Source organism: Flavobacterium sp. 3HN19-14 (assembly GCF_051373205.1).
In the GTDB taxonomy this organism is placed as follows: Bacteria; Bacteroidota; Bacteroidia; order Flavobacteriales; family Flavobacteriaceae; genus Flavobacterium.
Map to the genome: position 1 here is coordinate 1,139,075 of NZ_JBPPZT010000001.1, position 18,999 is coordinate 1,158,073.

The 18,999-nt window shown below is 42.5% G+C and carries 15 protein-coding genes and 5 pseudogenes; 8 read left to right on the forward strand and 12 right to left on the reverse strand.

The window, feature by feature from the left end; translation table 11 throughout:
* The first annotated feature begins 230 nt into the window (after nucleotides 1-230).
* The 7 genes and pseudogenes from ACSLFW_RS05960 to murI all read left to right on the forward strand — a co-directional run bounded on the left by ACSLFW_RS05960 (nucleotide 231) and on the right by murI (nucleotide 6,869).
* A complete protein-coding gene (locus ACSLFW_RS05960) occupies nucleotides 231-683 on the forward strand; it encodes a DUF6089 family protein (protein ID WP_436555025.1) in 453 nt (150 codons plus the stop codon).
* A complete protein-coding gene (locus tag ACSLFW_RS05965; RefSeq protein ID WP_436555026.1) occupies nucleotides 680-913 on the forward strand; it encodes a DUF6089 family protein in 234 nt (77 codons plus the stop codon). The genes ACSLFW_RS05960 and ACSLFW_RS05965 overlap by 4 nt, the downstream gene beginning before the upstream one ends.
* 7 nt (nucleotides 914-920) lie before the next feature.
* Nucleotides 921-1,662 (forward strand): annotated as a pseudogene (locus ACSLFW_RS05970) (isoprenyl transferase).
* Nucleotides 1,595-4,375 carry a BamA/OMP85 family outer membrane protein gene (locus ACSLFW_RS05975; protein WP_436555027.1) on the forward strand — a complete coding sequence of 927 codons (2,781 nt, stop codon included), beginning with the start codon at nucleotides 1,595-1,597 and terminating at the stop codon, nucleotides 4,373-4,375. Before ACSLFW_RS05970 ends, ACSLFW_RS05975 begins: the two are co-directional and overlap by 68 nt.
* A 35-nt stretch (nucleotides 4,376-4,410) precedes the next feature.
* Nucleotides 4,411-5,256 (forward strand): OmpH family outer membrane protein, encoded by an 846-nt coding sequence (locus ACSLFW_RS05980; protein ID WP_436555028.1) that lies wholly within the window; start codon nucleotides 4,411-4,413, stop codon nucleotides 5,254-5,256.
* Nucleotides 5,257-5,525: 269 nt separating this feature from the next.
* A pseudogene (locus ACSLFW_RS05985) lies at nucleotides 5,526-6,030 on the forward strand (OmpH family outer membrane protein).
* A gap of 67 nt (nucleotides 6,031-6,097) precedes the next feature.
* Nucleotides 6,098-6,869: pseudogene (gene murI / locus ACSLFW_RS05990) on the forward strand (glutamate racemase).
* A 2-nt stretch (nucleotides 6,870-6,871) separates the two neighbouring features.
* Here murI and ACSLFW_RS05995 read toward each other — a convergent pair.
* From ACSLFW_RS05995 to ACSLFW_RS06050, 12 genes and pseudogenes are all read right to left on the reverse strand, one after another.
* Nucleotides 6,872-7,389, reverse strand: a pseudogene (locus tag ACSLFW_RS05995) (gamma carbonic anhydrase family protein).
* A gap of 60 nt (nucleotides 7,390-7,449) precedes the next feature.
* Nucleotides 7,450-8,397 (reverse strand): PorP/SprF family type IX secretion system membrane protein, encoded by a 948-nt coding sequence (locus ACSLFW_RS06000; RefSeq protein WP_436557385.1) that lies wholly within the window; start codon nucleotides 8,395-8,397, stop codon nucleotides 7,450-7,452.
* Between the two features lie 42 nt (nucleotides 8,398-8,439).
* Nucleotides 8,440-9,027 (reverse strand): T9SS type B sorting domain-containing protein, encoded by a 588-nt coding sequence (locus ACSLFW_RS06005; RefSeq protein WP_436555029.1) that lies wholly within the window; start codon nucleotides 9,025-9,027, stop codon nucleotides 8,440-8,442.
* Complete coding sequence (locus ACSLFW_RS06010) at nucleotides 9,000-9,518, reverse strand: hypothetical protein (RefSeq protein WP_436555030.1); 519 nt, start codon at nucleotides 9,516-9,518, stop codon at nucleotides 9,000-9,002. Before ACSLFW_RS06010 ends, ACSLFW_RS06005 begins: the two co-directional genes overlap by 28 nt.
* Nucleotides 9,442-14,256 (reverse strand): immunoglobulin domain-containing protein, encoded by a 4,815-nt coding sequence (locus ACSLFW_RS06015; protein ID WP_436555031.1) that lies wholly within the window; start codon nucleotides 14,254-14,256, stop codon nucleotides 9,442-9,444. The genes ACSLFW_RS06010 and ACSLFW_RS06015 overlap by 77 nt, the downstream gene beginning before the upstream one ends.
* A gap of 70 nt (nucleotides 14,257-14,326) precedes the next feature.
* Nucleotides 14,327-16,249: a hypothetical protein gene (locus tag ACSLFW_RS06020; protein ID WP_436555032.1), complete on the reverse strand. Its 1,923-nt coding sequence runs from the start codon at nucleotides 16,247-16,249 to the stop codon at nucleotides 14,327-14,329.
* Nucleotides 16,239-16,454 carry a hypothetical protein gene (locus ACSLFW_RS06025; protein WP_436555033.1) on the reverse strand — a complete coding sequence of 72 codons (216 nt, stop codon included), beginning with the start codon at nucleotides 16,452-16,454 and terminating at the stop codon, nucleotides 16,239-16,241. Before ACSLFW_RS06025 ends, ACSLFW_RS06020 begins: the two co-directional genes overlap by 11 nt.
* On the reverse strand, nucleotides 16,354-16,581 hold the full coding sequence (locus ACSLFW_RS06030) for a hypothetical protein (protein WP_436557386.1): 228 nt from the start codon (nucleotides 16,579-16,581) through the stop codon (nucleotides 16,354-16,356). The genes ACSLFW_RS06025 and ACSLFW_RS06030 overlap by 101 nt, the downstream gene beginning before the upstream one ends.
* The gene (locus tag ACSLFW_RS06035) at nucleotides 16,556-16,930 is read right to left on the reverse strand and encodes a hypothetical protein (RefSeq protein ID WP_436555034.1); all 375 of its coding nucleotides are present in this window, start codon (nucleotides 16,928-16,930) and stop codon (nucleotides 16,556-16,558) included. Before ACSLFW_RS06035 ends, ACSLFW_RS06030 begins: the two co-directional genes overlap by 26 nt.
* Nucleotides 16,872-17,054 (reverse strand): hypothetical protein, encoded by a 183-nt coding sequence (locus tag ACSLFW_RS06040; protein ID WP_436555035.1) that lies wholly within the window; start codon nucleotides 17,052-17,054, stop codon nucleotides 16,872-16,874. Before ACSLFW_RS06040 ends, ACSLFW_RS06035 begins: the two co-directional genes overlap by 59 nt.
* Nucleotides 17,048-17,716 carry a hypothetical protein gene (locus ACSLFW_RS06045; protein WP_436555036.1) on the reverse strand — a complete coding sequence of 223 codons (669 nt, stop codon included), beginning with the start codon at nucleotides 17,714-17,716 and terminating at the stop codon, nucleotides 17,048-17,050. Before ACSLFW_RS06045 ends, ACSLFW_RS06040 begins: the two co-directional genes overlap by 7 nt.
* Complete coding sequence (locus tag ACSLFW_RS06050; protein WP_436555037.1) at nucleotides 17,713-17,916, reverse strand: hypothetical protein; 204 nt, start codon at nucleotides 17,914-17,916, stop codon at nucleotides 17,713-17,715. Before ACSLFW_RS06050 ends, ACSLFW_RS06045 begins: the two co-directional genes overlap by 4 nt.
* Nucleotides 17,917-18,058: 142 nt before the next feature.
* Between ACSLFW_RS06050 and ACSLFW_RS06055 the strand changes: the two are divergent.
* Nucleotides 18,059-18,969, forward strand: a pseudogene (locus ACSLFW_RS06055) (NifU family protein).
* The last annotated feature ends 30 nt before the right edge of the window (nucleotides 18,970-18,999 follow it).

The window sequence follows — 18,999 nt, forward strand, 5'->3', positions numbered from 1 at the left end:
CTTTCATCTTGCAGCGCAGCGGTCTTGCTTCTAACAGCGCAGCGGTCTTAACTTGTCTTTTTTAACTTTCCATTTATAACAATCCGCGCGGCTTTTCGTTTAATTTTTATCGAATTCAAAATTCGCTGGTCAGTGAAAACGGGCAATTGGTCTAAATTATAGACAGATTTCCTTTTTTCAGTGCTGATTGGTAGTCATATTTGTTATATTTGCACGCTATTTTAAAACCAATGAATAGAATTTTAACGACATTTTTATGCTTTTTTATGGTTTCGCTGATGCATTCGCAAATCCATGAAATCGGTGTTTTTGCCGGAGGCGCTAATTTCATTGGTGATGTAGGAAGAACCAACTATGTTTACCCTAACGCTCCGGCGGTGGGTATTCTTTATAAATGGAACCGGAGCCCGCGCCATTCGTGGAGGGCATCGTTTACCGTCGGAAGGCTGATCGGGCAGGACAAAGATTCTGATTCTCCTGGCTGCGAGCAACGCGGTTATGAATTTCAGAATACCGTAAAAGAATTATCTTTGGGACTCGAATTCAACTTTTTTGATTTCGATTTGCATGAGCTTGACAGGCAAGTTACACCTTATATATATGGTGGATTGAGTTATTTCATGTATGATTCGAAGTACGTGCGAAATGGCAAGACTGAAGACGCGGGCGGAACAATTCGATGAATATTCCGATGGCGGTTGGCGTGAAATCAAACATTACGCCGCACCTGGTTTTAGGATTTGAAGTCGGCGCAAGATATACATTTGAAGACGATCTGGACGGAAGCAGTCCGAGTCAGGATAAATACCCCGGATTAAAATTCGGTAACACTACTAACAAGGATTGGTATGTTTTCAGCGGGTTTACGTTAACGTATACCTTCGGAAATTCGCCTTGTTATTGTCAGGATTAAAAATTTTATGAGCTTATTAGAGACCATTAACACAGACAATCTTCCGAAACACCTTGCCATTATTATGGACGGGAATGGCCGTTGGGCTAAAAAAACGCGGAATGATTCGTGCTCTTGGTCATGAAAATGGTTCAAAAGCGGTACGCGCCGCTGTTGAAACCTGCGCGAGGCTTGGCGTTGAAAATCTTACCCTATACGCTTTTTCCACAGAAAACTGGAACCGCCCGAAACTCGAAGTCGACACTTTGATGAAACTCCTCATCAATTCGCTCAAAAATGAGTTCAAAACGCTTCACGAAAATAACATCCGTCTGAACACAATCGGCAATTTTGAGATGCTTCCGGCGAAGGTAAAAAAAGAACTTTTAGAAGCCATTAACAAAACAAAAGACAATACCAGAATGACCCTTACCATCGCATTAAGCTACGGTTCAAGGGAAGAGCTGATATCGGCAATAAAAAACATAAGTAGTAAAGTTAAAAATAATATAATTTCAATTGACGCTATTGACGAATCAATTATTAATCAGCATCTTTACACGCAAAATTTACCGGATGTAGATTTACTAATACGAACCAGTGGCGAGCATAGAATCAGTAATTTCCTGTTGTGGCAGATCGCTTATGCAGAACTTTATTTTACCGATGTATTATGGCCTGATTTTACAGAACAACATTTATATGAGGCTATCATTAGTTATCAGAAAAGAGAACGCAGATTCGGAAAAACAAGTGAACAAATTAAATAATTTCTTAGTGTTAAATAAAAGCATACAATTACTCTTCACAATAATCATTTTTGGAAGTATTTCTCAAGTAAAAGCACAAGAAAGAATTGCTTTTGATCAGGGCCAGCCTTATATTTTAGCCGATGTAAAAGTTACCGGAAAACTCACTTACAACCAACAGGCCATCACCACTTTTGCCGGACTGGAAAAAGGACAAAGTATTATCGTTCCTGGCGAAGAAATCAGCAATGCCATTAAGAAATTAGGAAAACTCGGCCTCTTCAGCGACATCGATTTTTATGTAGACAGGATTGAAGGTGACAGCATCTACCTTGAAATCGCAATGAAGGAACTTCCGAAATTAAGCGATGTAAAAATTAATGGCGTAAGAAAATCAAAAGCCGAAGCGTTAATAAAGGACAACGGTCTTACAACCGGAAAAATCGTCAATGAAAACCTGATCACCACGACGCGTAATTACATCGAAAACAAATACAAAAAAGACGGTTTTTTTAAGACGAAAGCCGTAATTACTACCATTCCGGATACAACTTCTGGCAATAATGTGAAAATGCTGATCAATATCGACAAAGGCAACAAAGTCAAAATCAGCGAAATTGTCTTCGACGGCAATGACAAACTTTCTGACAAGAAGCTGCGCCAGGCAATGAAAAATACGAAGCAGATCAATTTCCTGCGTGTTTTCAAAGCATCGAAATTCATCCGTGAAAAGTATGATGAAGATTTGGTAAGCGTCATCGACAAATACAAGTCAAAAGGTTATCGCGATGCGCGTATCATCACTGATTCTGTCATCTATAATAAGGAGAGAAATAAACTTGCCATCCACATCAAACTCGAGGAAGGCCACAAATATTATTTTGGAAATATCAAGTTTCTCGGGAACACCGTTTATACAGACCAGGGGTTGAACAGGATGTTAGGTATCAAGAAAGGCGATGTTTACAATGGTGTATTGCTCGAGAAAAGAATCGCCGATAGCAAAGATCCCGATGCAGACGATATTACGAACCTTTACCAAAATAGCGGCTACCTGTTTTCGCAAATCAATGCTGTAGAAACGCGTACTGCCAATGACACCATCGATTTTGAAATCAGGATCATGGAAAGGCCGATTGCGAAATTCAATAAAATTTCTGTAGTTGGAAATGATAAGACCAACGACAAGGTAATCTATCGCGAATTAAGAACAAAGCCGGGCAATACTTATAGTAAGGATGCTGTGGTTAGAACGATTCGTGAGCTTGGAACTTTAGGATTCTTTGATCCGGAAACCATCAAGCCAAACTTCAAAAACCCGGATGCAGCTGCAGGAACAGTTGATATCGAATATGAATTGACAGAAAAAGGATCCAGCCAGATTGAACTCCAGGGAGGTTATGGCGGCGGCGGTTTCATCGGAACGCTTGGGCTTTCGTTCAACAACTTCTCGATGCGCAACATTTTCAATAAGGAGGCTTACAAGCCGCTTCCTATGGGCGACGGGCAGCAAGTGGCACTTCGCCTTCAGGGAAGCAGTTATTTCCAGACTTACAGCCTTTCGTTTTCTGAGCCTTGGTTTGGAGGAAAAAAGCCGGTGCGTTTCAATACTTCGTTATCTTACAGTAAGCAATACCTGAATCAAGGCTATAATAATGTTGATAAGAGCCGAAGCTTTAATATCATCTCCCTTTCTGTAGGATTGTCAAAAAGGTTAAGAGAACCGGATAACGATTTCTACTTTTCACAGGCATTGAGCTTCCAGTATTACGATTTGAACAATTACAACACAGGTTTGTTTAAGTTTGGTGATGGTGCATCGAGAAACCTTGCTTACACAGTGGAATTGAAAAGAAATAATAAAGGTAACAATCTTATTTTCCCGACTTATGGCTCTGAATTCAGTGTCTCTGCGAAATTTACACCGCCTTACTCGTTGTGGAATGGCGTTGATTACAGCGACCTCGAAAAGCAGGAAAGTTACAAGCTTACCTACGCGGAAGCGATCAAGCAAGGTTATACGGTAAATCCAAATACTGACGGCACCGTTATAAAGACTACAGATTACGTACAGCTCGCGCCGGGGAATCTTGCCTATCAAAGCGTGCCTGGTAATGACTACACAAAAGCTGCTGCAGACCAGTCGAAAGTTGACCAGCAAAAATTCAAATGGCTCGAATATTATAAAATTAAATTCAAAGCTGATTGGTATACAAAAATTTATGGTAAATTCGTATTGCGCTCTTTGGCTGAATTTGGTTTCCTCGGAAATTATAACAGGGAAAGAGGTGATGTTCCGTTTGAAAGATTTTATTTAGGCGGAGACGGACTGGCGAATTTTGCGCTTGACGGTAGGGAAACCATACAGTTGAGAGGTTATCCGAACCAGTCGCTGACACCAATTAATACTGATCCGGTGACTAAAAAACAATCGCAGGATGGTGCGACTATTTATAATAAATTCTCGCTTGAATTAAGATATCCGATAACTTTGGCACAATCAGCGTCAATTTATGCGTTAACTTTTTTCGAAGCAGGAGCAGGTTACAGCAATTTTAAGCAATATAATCCGTTTGTATTGCAGCGATCGGCTGGATTTGGAATCAGGGTGTTCATGCCCGCCTTTGGTTTATTGGGAATCGACTTTGGTCACGGGTTTGACGCTGTTCCGGGTTCGAACTCGGGCAGGCCTAACGGATGGGAGACCCACTTTATCATCGGACAGCAGTTCTAAATTTGGCACGATATTTTCTAATACAATTTTAAGTTATGAGAAAACATTTTTTATTACTGGTTTTATTGATTGCTGTAACATTTACAGTGCAGGCTCAGTCCGGAAGAGGCGTAAGAATTGGTTACATCGATATGGAGTACATTCTACAGAATGTGCCTGATTACCTCGAAGCCAAAAACCAATTGGAGCTCAAAGCACAAAAATGGAAACAGGATGCAGAAACCAAAAAAAATGAAATAACCAGGCTTAAAGAATCGCTTAAGACCGAAAGGGTTTTGCTTACCAAAGAACTCATTGAGGAAAGAGAGGAAGAAATACAATTTCAGGAAACCGAATTGTCTGACTTTCAACAAAAGAAATTTGGCCCGACAGGCGAGCTGAATATACAGAAAGCTGTTCTGACAAAACCAGTTCAGGATCAGGTTTTTACAGCCGTACAGGATATTGCCGAAGCTAAAAAATATGATTTCGTTTTTGATAAATCATCAGACCTTACAATGTTGTTTTCAGCAAAAAGATTCGATATCAGCGATCAGGTAATCAGGGTTTTAAACAGATCATCGAAAAGAGGCCAGTTGAGTAAAAAAGAACTTAAAGAAGAAGAAGCCAAAGAATACCGCGAAGATGTTCAGGATGAAAACGGAAGCCTGTCTGAAAGACAGAAAAAACTTGACGAAAAGAAAGCTGCCCGTGAAAAACTGGTAGCCGACAGAAAGCTGCTGCCGAACAAAAGAAAGCCGATGCTGCTGCAAAACGCCAGCAGAAACTTGACGAAAAAGCCGGTAAAACGACCGCAACTCCTGCAGAAGGAGGAACTACAGCGGCCAAAAGTGGAACTGCTAAAACTGAAGAAGGAAAAACTACTGATAAATCTGTTGTAACGGAAGAGGCAAAAGAAGCGAAAAAAGTAAAAGATTCAACAGCTGCCGCTGACCGCGATGCTGTCAAAAAAGCGGCTATTGAAGAAAGAAACAAAAAAATAGAAGAACGCAAAAAAGCTTTGGAAGAGAAAAAGGCGAAAGCCGCCGCCGATCGCGAAGCCGCTAAACAAGCGAAAGCCGACAAATCAAAATCAACCACCACCGACGATAATAAAGAAAACAAAAACGATTAAAAACAAAAATAATTACTTACTTAATATCTAAAAATGATGAAACAATTGAAAACTTTACTAATTGCGGCTGTTCTTGTTCTAGGCGCTTCCCAAATGGCTAATGCGCAGGCAAAATCAGCACACATCGACGTTAGTGAATTAATGACAAAGATGCCGGCATATATGGATGCTCAGAAACAATTGCAAAAATTAAGCGAAACTTACGACGCTGATTTCAAAACCATGGTGTCAGAATACCAGGTGAAGTTGAAAAAATATTCTGATGAGGCAACAGCTCCCGGAATTACAGACAAAATCAACGAAGAGCGTTCGAAAGAAGTCCAGGATATGGAAAAAAGAATCGGCGACTTCAGGGAAACAGCCCAAAAGAACTTTCTGCTAAAGAAAGCGATTTGATGAAGCCAATCGAAGAAAAAGTAAAAGCTGCTATCCAGAAAGTTGGAAAAGCAAAAGGATACCAATATGTATTCAATGCTGCAGGTTTATTGCTTGCTGATGGTCGGATTTGACTACAGACGTTAAAAAGGAATTGGGTTTCTAATAAAAAAACCAATCATAATATCAAAAACTGTCCACTACTATGGACAGTTTTTTTTTACTTTTGTTTTATGAATAACAATCCAATAGGGCTTTTCGATTCGGGCATTGGTGGCACTTCTATCTGGAAGGAAATTCACCAGCTGATGCCACAGGAAAACACCATTTATTTAGCAGACAGCAAAAATGCACCTTACGGGCAAAAATCAAAAGACGCTATCATTGCGCTCAGCATGAAAAATACAGAGTTGCTGCTCGAAATGAATGCCAAAATCATTGTCGTCGCCTGCAATACAGCAACCACAAATGCGATTAAGGAATTAAGGGCAAAATACGACGTTCCTTTTATCGGAATTGAACCGGCCATAAAACCCGCAGCAATTCATTCGAATACACAAACGATAGGCATCTTGGCGACAAAAGGAACGCTCAGCAGCGAGCTTTTCAACAAAGCTGTGGAATTTTATCAGGATACCCACATCATTGAACAGGTTGGCCACGGATTGGTTGAGCTGATTGAAAATGGCGATATCAATTCGCCTGAAATGGATAAATTGTTGCATGCCTACCTTCAACCAATGATTGAAGCCAATATCGATTATTTAGTTTTGGGCTGCAGCCATTATCCATACCTGATTCCGCAGATAAAAAAATACTGCCGCCGCATATTAAGATTATTGATTCAGGCGATGCAGTAGCACGTCAGACGCAGAATGTCTTGAAAGCAAATGATGCGTTTAATGCTGCAAAAAAAGTATGCAGGTTTTTTATACGAATGCTGATCCCAAAGTACTTTCCGGCATCGTCGGGAATCAATATCCGGTTTCGGAAATGGATTTTTAGGACTATAATTCTTCCTTCAACCAGCCTGAATACATCACATAATTATTCGAAATACGGCCGATTTCTCCTGCAAAATCAGATTGGTTGATGTCTTTCACCTTTTTGGCGGGGACGCCAGCGTAAATGAACCTGATTCCACCACAGTGTTTTGTGTGACAACGGCGCCGGCAGCGATGATGGAGTTGCTTTCAATCACGCAATTGTCCATTACAATTGCGCCCATTCCAATCAGAACATTGTCTTTTACGGTACACCCATGCACGATAGCGTTATGGCCGATGGAAACATTATTGCCGATTTCAGTAGGGTGTTTTTGATAGGTACAATGAATGATGGCGCCATCCTGAATATTGACTTTGTCGCCAATTTTAATGTAATGCACATCGCCGCGAATGACGGCATTGAACCAGACGCTGCAGGAAGCTCCAAAAGTTACATCGCCAATGATGGTGGCATTTTCGGCAACATAGCAATCTTCGGGAATTTGCGGTGATTTACCATTTACAGATTTTATCAGCATAGCTTTTAAAAAGAAGTCCCGATAAAAACTATCGGGACTGAATTAATATCAACTTTAAAATTAATTGATTGCAGGACAATTACAATCGTATTTCTCTCTTTTGCAGAACAGGTTAACCCCTAATGTCAACTGGTGGAAACCGCCCTGATCAAATTTTACGTCGCCAATGAGGTGGGAATATGTGTAAGAAACCATGAATACTTTGAAATTCACACCAACGATAGGGGTGATATATTGCAATCTTTGGCTTGAAACGCTTCCGTTGGTTTCGTATTGTGCAGCGTCAAAACTTCTTCTGTATGAAAGTCCGCCCCAAAGTTTACCGAAATTAAAATCTTTGTAAGCCTTAACGTTAAGATCGATTGTTTTTTCTTTAGTTTCATCTACCAACTGAAACAAGAATGATGGCTCCCATTGTAGTCTTTCGCTATCGCCGAAAACATAACCGGCACTCAATAATAATTTTCTAAGGTTGTCAGATTCGATATCTGAATACAGGCTTCTTTTACTTGCCAGCGCATTTTTAACGGTCAAATGGGTGTAAAACTCAAGGTAGTTATAAGAAGCACCGATGTCGACGTTGAAATAAGAATCTTTCTGGATGATACCGCCAATTACAGGATCGTAATCAGGAAATTGCGTCTCGTCAAGTTGCGCCTGTACCAGACCTGCGCTCATACCGAAAGATAATTGGTTCAAATCTACATCACTTCTTGAAAACATAATGTGGTGTGCATAAGTAAGCTTAACTCCTTTTTGAGAGTGGTAACCATTTTTATCATTGAAAAGTATAATACCCGCACCTGACTGCTCACCAATTCTTCCGTTAAAACTCAATGTCTGTAATTTAGGAGCATCTTCCTGCCCAAACCACTGCTGACGAGCAGTAAGCCTGATTTTGGCGCAATTAGCAGCTCCTGCCATTGACGGGTGAATCAAATAATAGTTATCTGACAAATAATCTGAATAAACTGCGATGCCTTCTTGTGCTAATGAAATTTGTGATATGAACAATAATAGTACTAAATATCTCTTTTAAAATTCATTGGGTTAACGTTTTAATGAAAAATGTGCTTTAAATTCTTTATTGATTCCGCTTTCAGTATATTTTACCACGAACCAGTAATCGTCCGCCAACATTGGCGAGCCATTAAATGTTCCATCCCATCCGAGGCTCGTTGTACTGATTTGTTTCAACAATTTTCCGAATCGGTCAAATATATAAATTTTTGCGTTAGGATAACCACTTAATGTAGAAATATTCCAGTAATCATGAAATCCATCTCCGTTTGGTGTAAAATACTTCGGATAATCGATTATCGGCACGGTATCAAACCTTTCGCGACAGGCTTTTACGTCTCTCGCAAAGACTGTATGTATACCCGACTCATCAAAATTTCTCAATGTTCTTACACCCGTGAAAATATTGCTTTCTTGCCAAGGGCCGTCATCAAGTCGGTATTCATAAACCCCCGGAGGCGTTACGGTTACTGTAATAGTTGCATTTTCAGCAAACCATTCGGTATCGACCTCGGCTGTAACAGTCTCCGGTGGAGACGAGGTAATAATCGGAGCGGTCGCAGTACGTGTACATCCCGACCCAAGGAAGGTTACAACCACTTTATAAATACCTGCCAAAACTGCTTCGTAACTTGGTTGGTTGGCACCGGAATTAATACATCGTCAAGATACCATTCAAACGAGAATATTGCGGGATCAAGTCCGGTAGTAAGGATATATGATGAATCCGGTAAAGTAGCTCCGGTTGTGGCATCCGTACAAATAAAGCCATCCTGGTCAAGTTTGGTATCCGGCAATACGTTTACGGTTATCGTTGCAGTAGTATTAGGTTCAGTTAACAGCGATTTTGAACAGACTGGCGTATCATTTGTGGCAACACTTACAAGCTGATAAGTAACGGATGCTTCAAGATTGCCAGAAGATAAAATAGCACTTCCGGATGGACTGAGAATAATTGTCCGATCTTCGCCGCCATTAACAGTGTAGGTAACCACAGCATTTGGCGTACCGGTGAAGATGACATCGGCTGCACTACCACCGCAGATAACTGGTTCCAGACCATTCGTAATTGTGGCCTCCGGTAACGGATTTACAATAAGTATTGCCACCGACGATATTGCCGAAGGACAAGACGGACTGGCTTACGATTACACTATAATTTCCGCTATTGTTCAAAGTGGTAGTTTGTATTGTATAACTATTAGTATTTCCATCAGCTGTGATTGGTACACCATTATATAACCACTGATAAGCTAAATTATTGCCTGTAGCGTTAACTGAAAAGTCTACACGGTCGCCAAGACATACAATTCTTGATACCGGTTGTGTAGCTATAGCCGGAGCAACATTGATGATAACTTCTGCAGGATCTGATACAACCGGCGGACAAGTACTGTTGCTGTTGCTGACCATACAGGTATATGTTCCAGAATCTCCTGTTACTGTTGTTCCTATGGTAAAGGTATCGGAATTGGCTCCCGGAACTGGCTGTCCGCCTTTTAACCATTGGTACGCAAGGTTTGAACCTGTTGCAGCTACTGTTAGGGTAATGGTTTCTCCTGCACATCTTGTCAATCCGACTGGCTGTAAAGTAATTACAGGTGCCGCATCGACGGTTACCTGTACAGGGACTGAAGTCACAGGCGGCGCGCAAATGCCACTTACGACAACACTGTATAAGGCTGTGTCGGCTGGTGTTGCAGGAGCAATTGTATAGGTAGCACTATCGGTTCCTACATTGACGGTTCCTTTTTTCCATTGATAAGATAATCCTGTTCCAATAGCGTCGACAGTTAGTGTAACTGTAACGCCCTCGCATACTGTAGCGGCTACCTGTCCGGTAACAATAACCGGAAGCTGGTTCACTACTACCGCAGCTACAGAAGATAATAATGTAGGACAACTGCTGGTTGAAATTTCAACACTATAATTTCCGGCGTCGCCCAAAACTGCCACCGGAATGTTAAGTGTTGGTGCAGTTTCTCCCGGCATAAGGTCGCCATTTAAGAACCATTGGTAATTCAGATTTGTTCCGGTGGCTGTAATACTAAGACTAATTGGCTGCCCTTCACAAACGGTATCTCCGACAGGCTGCGTGACAATAGCACGGCCTCGGTTTACAATCATTTGTGCGATTGCAGAAGTTACCGGAGGCGTACATGTACCGCTGACAACAACAGTATAATCGCCGGTATCGCTGACAAGTGAACTATTTACAGTATAAGTGTCAGTTGTGGCTAAAGGAATAAGCGTAGTTCCCTGATACCATTGATAAGTGAGACCGGTTCCGGTCGCTGCAACATTCAATGTAAATGGTTGTCCCGAACAAATTGTTGAGCCTGTTGGGTTAGTAACAATTACCGGTAACTGATTTACCACAACATTCGCAGTAACACTTGAAACAGTCTGACACGGATTAATAACGTCAACATGGTAAGGCCCGGCAGCTGCAACTGTTGCTGCAGGAATATTTAAAACGGAGTTGATCTCAGTACCAAGAAGCGTAGTGCCTTTGTACCATTGGTATGACAAACCTACCCCGGTTGCGGCTACGCTAAGCGTAATTGACTGCCCTTCACAAACGGTTGCGTCTAAAGGTTCCTGTGTAATGACCGTTGGTTGGTTCACAGACAATACGGCGATGTTAGAAGTAACGGAACTGCAACTATTGCTTACCACTACAGTATAATCGCCTGCATCGGCATTGGTTGGTGTTGTAATTGTAAATGTATTCTGATCGGTTCCGATGTTGGTGGCACCGTTTAACATCCATTGGTAATGGATATCAGTTCCTGTCGCAGCGACAGTGAATGTCACCGCCTGGCCATTACAAACTGTTGTGCCTTGCGGTTGTGTAGTGATTACAGGTAATAACGCAATGGCAATTGTCGCCTGCAAATTAGTGGTCGCAGTACAAGGCACGGTTCCCGGGCTTGTAATATCGATAAGCGTATAAGTCATATCCGCAGTAAGTGCACCAGTAAGCACGGTTGCATTTCCGGTAGCATCTAAAGGCGCAGGCGGATAGACAGTGTTGTTTTGGTCGGTATAAGTCACTGCTGAATTTGGCGTGCCCACAATTGTAAGTGTACCTGTAGCTCCCTGGCAAACATTCGGTGTTGCTGTGAAAGTCGTAACCGAAGGCAGTGGATTCATCGTTACCGTAGCCGTAGAATTAAGCACTTTAGAACATGATGGCGTACTGTTACTTGTGATATTTGTCAGCGTAATGGTTTTATTAGCGGCAAGATTACAATAACTCACCGTTGCTGTACCTGAAGCTGCATCTAAGACTACCATGCCCGTTGTCGTACCATCAGTATAATCAACATTTGCGCCAGGCGTACCGGTAATAATGAAATCGGCGCAAGCCTGCTCGCAAACCACAGGATTAACGGCTGAGACCGTAGCATCCGGTAATCCTACAGAAATTGTAATTGATGGCTGTGGTGTAAATGTATAGATACAAGGCGGAGTTGTCAGGGTACTAACGCTTACCAGAGTATAGGTTGTTGCGCTCGAAAGATTTCCGGTCGGAATTGATGCCGTGCCTAATCCCGGAGAAGAGACCGTCGAAAGCACAATGGTTTGGTCGGGATCGCTGCCTATTTTATAAGTCAATTCAGCGCCAAGTGTTCCTTCAACTACAATATTGGTTGATGAATTGGTACAGATAGTTGCCGAATTCGACACGAATGCTGCCGTTGGAATATCAACAACAACAACCGTCACTGTTGCAGTCGCACAATCGATTCCGCCAACTGTTGAGGTTACCGTATAAGTATAAGTTCCGGCTGCAGGCAATGGTGTCACGGTAGGATTTTGCTGATTGGAAACAAATCCGTCAGACCCAACCCATGAATAAGTTGCTGCAGCATTGTTTGATTGGGCGGTAAGATTGATGGCACTTCCGAAACAAACCGAAGCAGGCCCGCCGGCAGTAACTGTACAGCTGATACATGGTTCCACTTCAAACGATAATATATTACTATCGAACTGTGGACAATCTCCCGCAGGGATGGTATATACAATATTATAAATGCCTAATGCACTATGATCCAAATCGACTGCTCCTGTAAGCGGGTCAATGCTCAAACCAGCGGGCGTTGCGATATAGTGACCGCCTGGTGTGAGGTTAGCAGATGGTTGCGCCTGTAGGATGCCTCCATTTATACAATAAGGCCCTGCCGGATAGGCAATCGTTCCTTCTGACACAAATGCGCTTAATGTAAAGGGCCTGATTTCGACACAGCCATAAGGGCCTAAATCATCGATCCTTACATATATCGTCTTTGGCGTCGTGGTTATATCGCCTGTTACAACAAAATTATGCAGGGTTCCGAGCGATTCTAAATCGTTGCTCGCATAATCTTTAGCATCCTGCTCATTTTCGTAATAGTGGATTTCGTAAAGCGTCGGATTGGCTCCGTTCAGGATGTCATTGGTCTGGTCGAGGTCAAATGTATATGGCCCGCCAACAGTACATTTTCTAAGCGGTTTTGGATCCGACAGCGGTAATTTGGCTCTAAAATTAACAGTAATATCATCTGTAACCCTGCAGTTGGCGCTAAACTCTGCGACAACACTATAAATACCCGGCTCAGCAACATCAATTTCGTAACTGGTTTCATTAGGAATGCGGATTTCGTTCCTTTTCCAGGAATATGTTGCGCCCGGAAGCGGAGCACTTCCATAGGTAAGGTGCAATGATTCTCCGTAACATATTGCTTTACTTGCCCCGAAATTGGTCTGGTTACCCGGACCTGTAATTTCATTTGAGAAATTAAAACTGCCGCCTTCAATAAATACGGCTGAGTTGAACGCAGTATCCTGCGAGTTGGCAATAATCAACTGAATTGAATATTGATGACCCGGAATAAGTGTTGCTTTCGCAGTAAGATTTTTAGTTTGCCCGTTAAGCGCAATGGCAGCACTTGCTTCAGGATTTGCACCGTAAGGCGTTACCAAATTGTATTTTCCAAAAAACTGCGGCGCTACTGCAGCCGGACACTGAACTGTACTATAATGCGTAGTGGTAACTTTTACAGGGGTAGTGGTGTTTGGAAGTACCGCAAGATTAACAGGAGGCGAACCTGGTACATCTAAGTCTTTCAGGATAAACGCAAACACATCAGCAAATACACATTCATAACCTTGGTTATAACTATATTCTTCAGCCGCAAAAATAAAATTGAAGCTTAAATTAGGGGAAGTAGGAACAAAATTAAATTTTAAGTAAACAGGGTTGTGGAGTGCCGCGGTAATACCGGCGGGCGGTGATAAAGTTGACGAAGTCAAATCGCCGATATCATCAGAAGCCCAATCATTACCACCATTACCGATAGGATTGCTGACATTATTTGGGCCTCCAACTGAAGCAACAGGACCAGAGGTAAGAACGATACCGTCCTCAATTGGAAAATCCGATCCTGCCCTGTTAAAATAGGCTATGCCATAACTGGATTTCTCATTTGCCGGACTTCCATTCATCTTAAAATTCGAAACTTCCGCACAATGGGAACGAACCAGTACGTCTTCAACAAATCCCCTTGCAAGGGTTGATTGCGTAAAATCAGGGGCATACAATACCGGGTCATTGCTGATATACAAAAATGGATTTGAAGGTGTATCCACATCAGTACTGAAATTATTAGAAAGTTGCGGATCCGCAGTATCGCTCGTTACGGATACGTTATTTGTCATGTTGCCAACAGTAGCCCCAATGTTATAATTTTCCGGAACATGCACCCTGACGGTATAGCTCATAGATTCCCCTACAGCAAGCGAAGGGATAACATCGTATAAATCACCAGTGCCGGAAAGCCCTGTGCTGCTCGTCCATTGCACATCTGAAATCTGGATTTGTGAGTTGGTAATATTCGGATTTACCGGAATCGGATCGTAAACTTCAATATTATTAGACGTTGCCGAACAGATAGTTAGTCACTACTATCGTATAAGTCAGGTATTCGTTTACCAATACCGGATCAACCGCATCACCAGGCTTATCATCTACACGGCGCGATTGCTCATAGGTGGTCTGGTTATCCGATTTTTTTACAACAAGATCAGCAAAAACATTTGGCGTATCGATATCCTGAACGGTATGGTCGTTCGGAGTTGGGTCATTCGCAGCAGAATTGATGGTAACAATATGAACCAGATTTTCATCGATATTATAAGTATTAGGGACAACAACATTTACAGTATAACTTACTGAGCCACCTGCCGGGATAGTAGCAATCGTATTTGTAAAAGCACCGCTGCCTGAAGCCGAATTGCCGTTCCAGGTATAATTTGCCGCCGGAATGCCTTCAGGCAGGATTGTCTGAACCGATACATTCGTCGTAGCCGCTGAACCTGTATTTGAAACCGTAATGGTATATATTTTTGTTTGTCCCGGAAGGTAAGTCGTTGTGCCATCCGAAACAGTAACCGAAATATCCGAAGCATTTGACGGTGTAACCGTAGCTGTAGCTGTTGTCGGTTGTGTGCTGTCTATAGCCGCATTTACTGTGGCAACATCTGATAAAGTGCCGGTATAGTTTGCAGGAATTGTTACGGTAATGGTATAAACAAGCGTTGCGCCAACTGCCAGCAGCGGAATCGTTGCATTGATTGCGCCGGAGCCTGAAATCCCATTACTGGCTGACCATGTCATTGACGTGATTCCTGCGGGAACAGGATTATTGAAATTAATTAAAGTTGCATTTTCAGGGCCGTTATTGGTTACAGTTACGGTAAAAGTTACTGTGCCGCCTTTTGGAGGTGTCGGCTGGCTGGCCACGTTGGTAATGCTGATGTCGGTCTGTTTCGGGGCATCAGTATCTGTAGCAGTATTGTTAGGTGCTGCCGGATCAGTAGAAGTGGTGCCGGTTATTCCAGCCTGCACCGCCACCGATGCACTTGCATTATAGGCTGTTGGAACGGTCAACGTAATAGTATAAGTAACTGTAGCGCCATTGGCAAGCGTAGCAATTGTATTGTCTAATGCCGAATTGGTTCCGCTTGCAGCATTTCCTGTCCATGAAAAAGCAGTTATCCCGGCCGGAATCGCCGATTGAACGTGGATTGCAGTTGCCGCTTGCGGCCCGTTATTATGAACGGTAACCGTATAAACGGAAACGCCTCCCAAATCATAATTCGTTTTGTTATCGGTAATCGCTATGCTGACATCTGACTGTGGTGAGGCACTTACATCAATGTCTGTGCACATTGGGCATGTCGGATCAGGATCGGGAACTGTGCTGGTAGCATTCGCCTGATCTGTAAGGTTTCCTGTATATCCTGCCGGAATACTTACCTGAATAGTATAAGTAACAGATGCTCCCACAGCCAACGATGCAATCGTATTGCTCATGTTGCCGCTTCCGGAAGCAGAATTGCCATTCCATGATACAATAGTAGTTCCTGTCGGAGCCGGATTGGTAACAATTACATTCGTAGCAACTGCAGGCCCGTTATTGGTAACGGTTACTATATAAGGTACTGTGGTTCCCGGCGTATAAACATCCTGACCATTTGTATTGGTGACAACCAGATTGGCAGCATTCGGGACAACCGGAACGTCTGTATCGGCAGCGGTATTATTAGTCAGATTGGTATCAGCGGTATAACCCTGAATCTGGACCGAAGCGGTAGAAGTGAAATTCCCCGTAAAAGCAGCAGGTATCTGAAGCGTTATCGTATAAGTCACCGAAGCACCTGCAGCCAGCGAAGGAATAGTGTTATTTAAAGCAAAGTTGTTACCTGAACCGTTTGAACCCGACCAGGAAAATTGCGTAGCACCACTCGGAATTGGATTCGTTACAACAATATTGACCGCCGCATCACTGACCATTGTTGGTTACCGTAACGGTATAGGTTCTTACATTAACTGAACCTACGTTATAATTGGTTTGACCATCGGTATTAGTAACCTGGATTTCTGCCGAAGGCTGTGCATCAACATCTGTACATTGCAAACAGTCCGGAGCAGGATCCTTTGTATCGGAAGTAATATAAGTCGAATTCGTCAAAGCTGCCCGTAAAACCACTTGGGACATCTAACGTAATGGTGTATGTCACAGTTTCTCCAACGGCAAGTGTTGGAAGTGTGTCCTGCAAAGCACCTCCCGAACCATTGCTTCCGTTGCTTCCATACCAGCTAAAAGCTGTAATTCCATTCGGTATTGCGTTGGTAACAACGACATTCTGTGCCGGGTTTCGAACCGTTGTTGGTTACCGTCACTGTATAAGTTGTGGTTTGCCCCGGAGTATATTTTGTCTGGTTATTGGTATTCACTACGACCAGATCGGCTCCGGGATAATCAGTGTCGGTGCAAAGTGTGCATTCCTGATTCGGGTCTGCCTGTTCTGCAAGTGCATTAGCACTTACGATTAGGTTACCTGTGAAATCAGATGGTACAGTAAAATTAATTGTATATATTACCGAGCCACCCGCAGGAATACTCGCAATCGTATTATTGATACCGTCCATTACCGCCTGTACTGTTTCCCAGCCACGTAACCGAATTGACACCTGCCGGGATTTCTCCAGTCACATGAACCTGTGTTGCAGTATCCGACCCCATATTAGTTACAGTTACATGATATGTTTTAAGCTGTCCGGGAAAATAAGAATCGTTATCATCTGTGGTCACCACAACGATATCAGCACCAAAAGCCTGTACATCAATATCAGTGCTGGTCTGATCAGCAGGGGTTGGTCTGGACTAGTCGCATACAGATAACTAGTGTTCACAAGATATCCGCCGTAATCAGCAGGCACGTTAACGGTGACGGTATAAGTAATGGTCTCATCAGCATGCAGCAATTGAATAAAATCATCTACTGCAATATTACTTCCGGAAGTACCGTTACTGCCAACCCATGAAAAATCAGATGGATTTATACCGGCTGGAATGGCATTCTTAACGGCGACGTTCAGCGCATCAGTAGGGCCGCTGTTTTTTACTGTGATCAGATAAACAGAAGGTCTGCCCAGAGTATAAACAGTCGAAAAATCTGTATTGACAACGCTTATATCGGCATTCGCAGGAATATCGGTATCGGTGACATTCGTGTTAGAAGCAGGATGCGGATCACTAACAGCCGGCAACGCCGCGACTGGCGGTGGACCGACAATGGCAGGCATTCCTTCGCTCACCGCACTAGCTTTAAATACTAAATTCCCTGTAAAAGTCACCGGAACCTCAATGGTAACCGTATAAGTAACCATCTCTCCCGGAATGAGCTTGCGAATCAAATCGTTGAGGTCTGTAGCGCCGGCAGAATTATTACTGCCTTCCCAGAAAAAATCGGTCAAAATCCCAGCAGGCTTTGGAGCAGTGACACGCACGCCGTTGGAGACATTTGGCCGTAATTCAAAACCGTAATTGTATAAACAACGTCTGTTCCCGGAGCATAAATTGTTTTATTGTCGGTAACAGTAACGAGCAAATCTGCCTGTGCAAATCCGCTAAACGCCGTCAGAAGAAAAGTAATTAATAGTAAAGCTCTTTTCATAGTATGGGTTTGTGTATATGTTTGGTTATTATGTGTAAAATCTGAGAAAAAACAAATAATTTGTTAATTTATATATTAAAAATCCAAATGTAAATATTCATCGAAAATTTTGTTGTTAAATTTGCAAAAAAATACAATTTTCATGAAAAATGTTATAATAAAGGAAACGCAAAATCCAGCCATATTAAAATTCGAATTTCCTGACTTTATCGTAAAAAATTCAAGCCATGAATTCAAGAATATTGATGAGGCGGCAAAGTCGCCTTTAGCCCAACAATTATTCTATCTTCCATTTGTCAAAACGGTCTTCATTTCAGGCAATTTCATCGCAATCGAAAGATATAATATTGTCGAATGGGACGATGTCAAAGAAGCGGTCGCAGAACAAATCGACGAATTCGTCAACAAAGGCGGAACCATCATCAAAATCGAAGACGAAAGCCCAAAACCCTGGACAAAAAGCAGCCGGCAACCGTTTACGGCGAAACGACCCCGAATCCTGCCGTGTTGAAATTCGTTGTCAACACGATGCTTACGAAAGTCGGAATGGAATTCAAGAATATCGACGAAACCGCAGCTTCTCCGTTAGCCAAAGAACTTTTCAAATTTCCTTACGTGAAGGAAGTTTTTATAGACGAGAACTACGTTTCCGTAACTAAATATGCAGTAAATGAATGGTCTGAAATTACGCTCGAGCTGCGCACTTTTATCAAAGAATTCATCGAAAACGGAAGAGACCGTAATTGATAACAATCTGGCCGCCGAAAACCCTACCTTCGAAAAACAAAAAATTGAAAATTTCGATAATCTCGATGTCACGTCACAGCAAATCATCAATATCCTCGAAGAATATGTAAAACCTGCGGTCGCTGCCGACGGCGGAAATATCCTTTTGATTCTTACGACGAAGATGACAAACGCGTAAAAGTAATCCTGCAAGGCGCCTGCAGCGGATGCCCTTCGTCAACATTTACGCTCAAAAACGGAATCGAAAATATGCTCAAAGACATGCTCAAAGACGAAAGCATAAAAGTCGAAGCCATCAATGCATAACAGAAAATAAATAATAAAAAAACCGGCAAT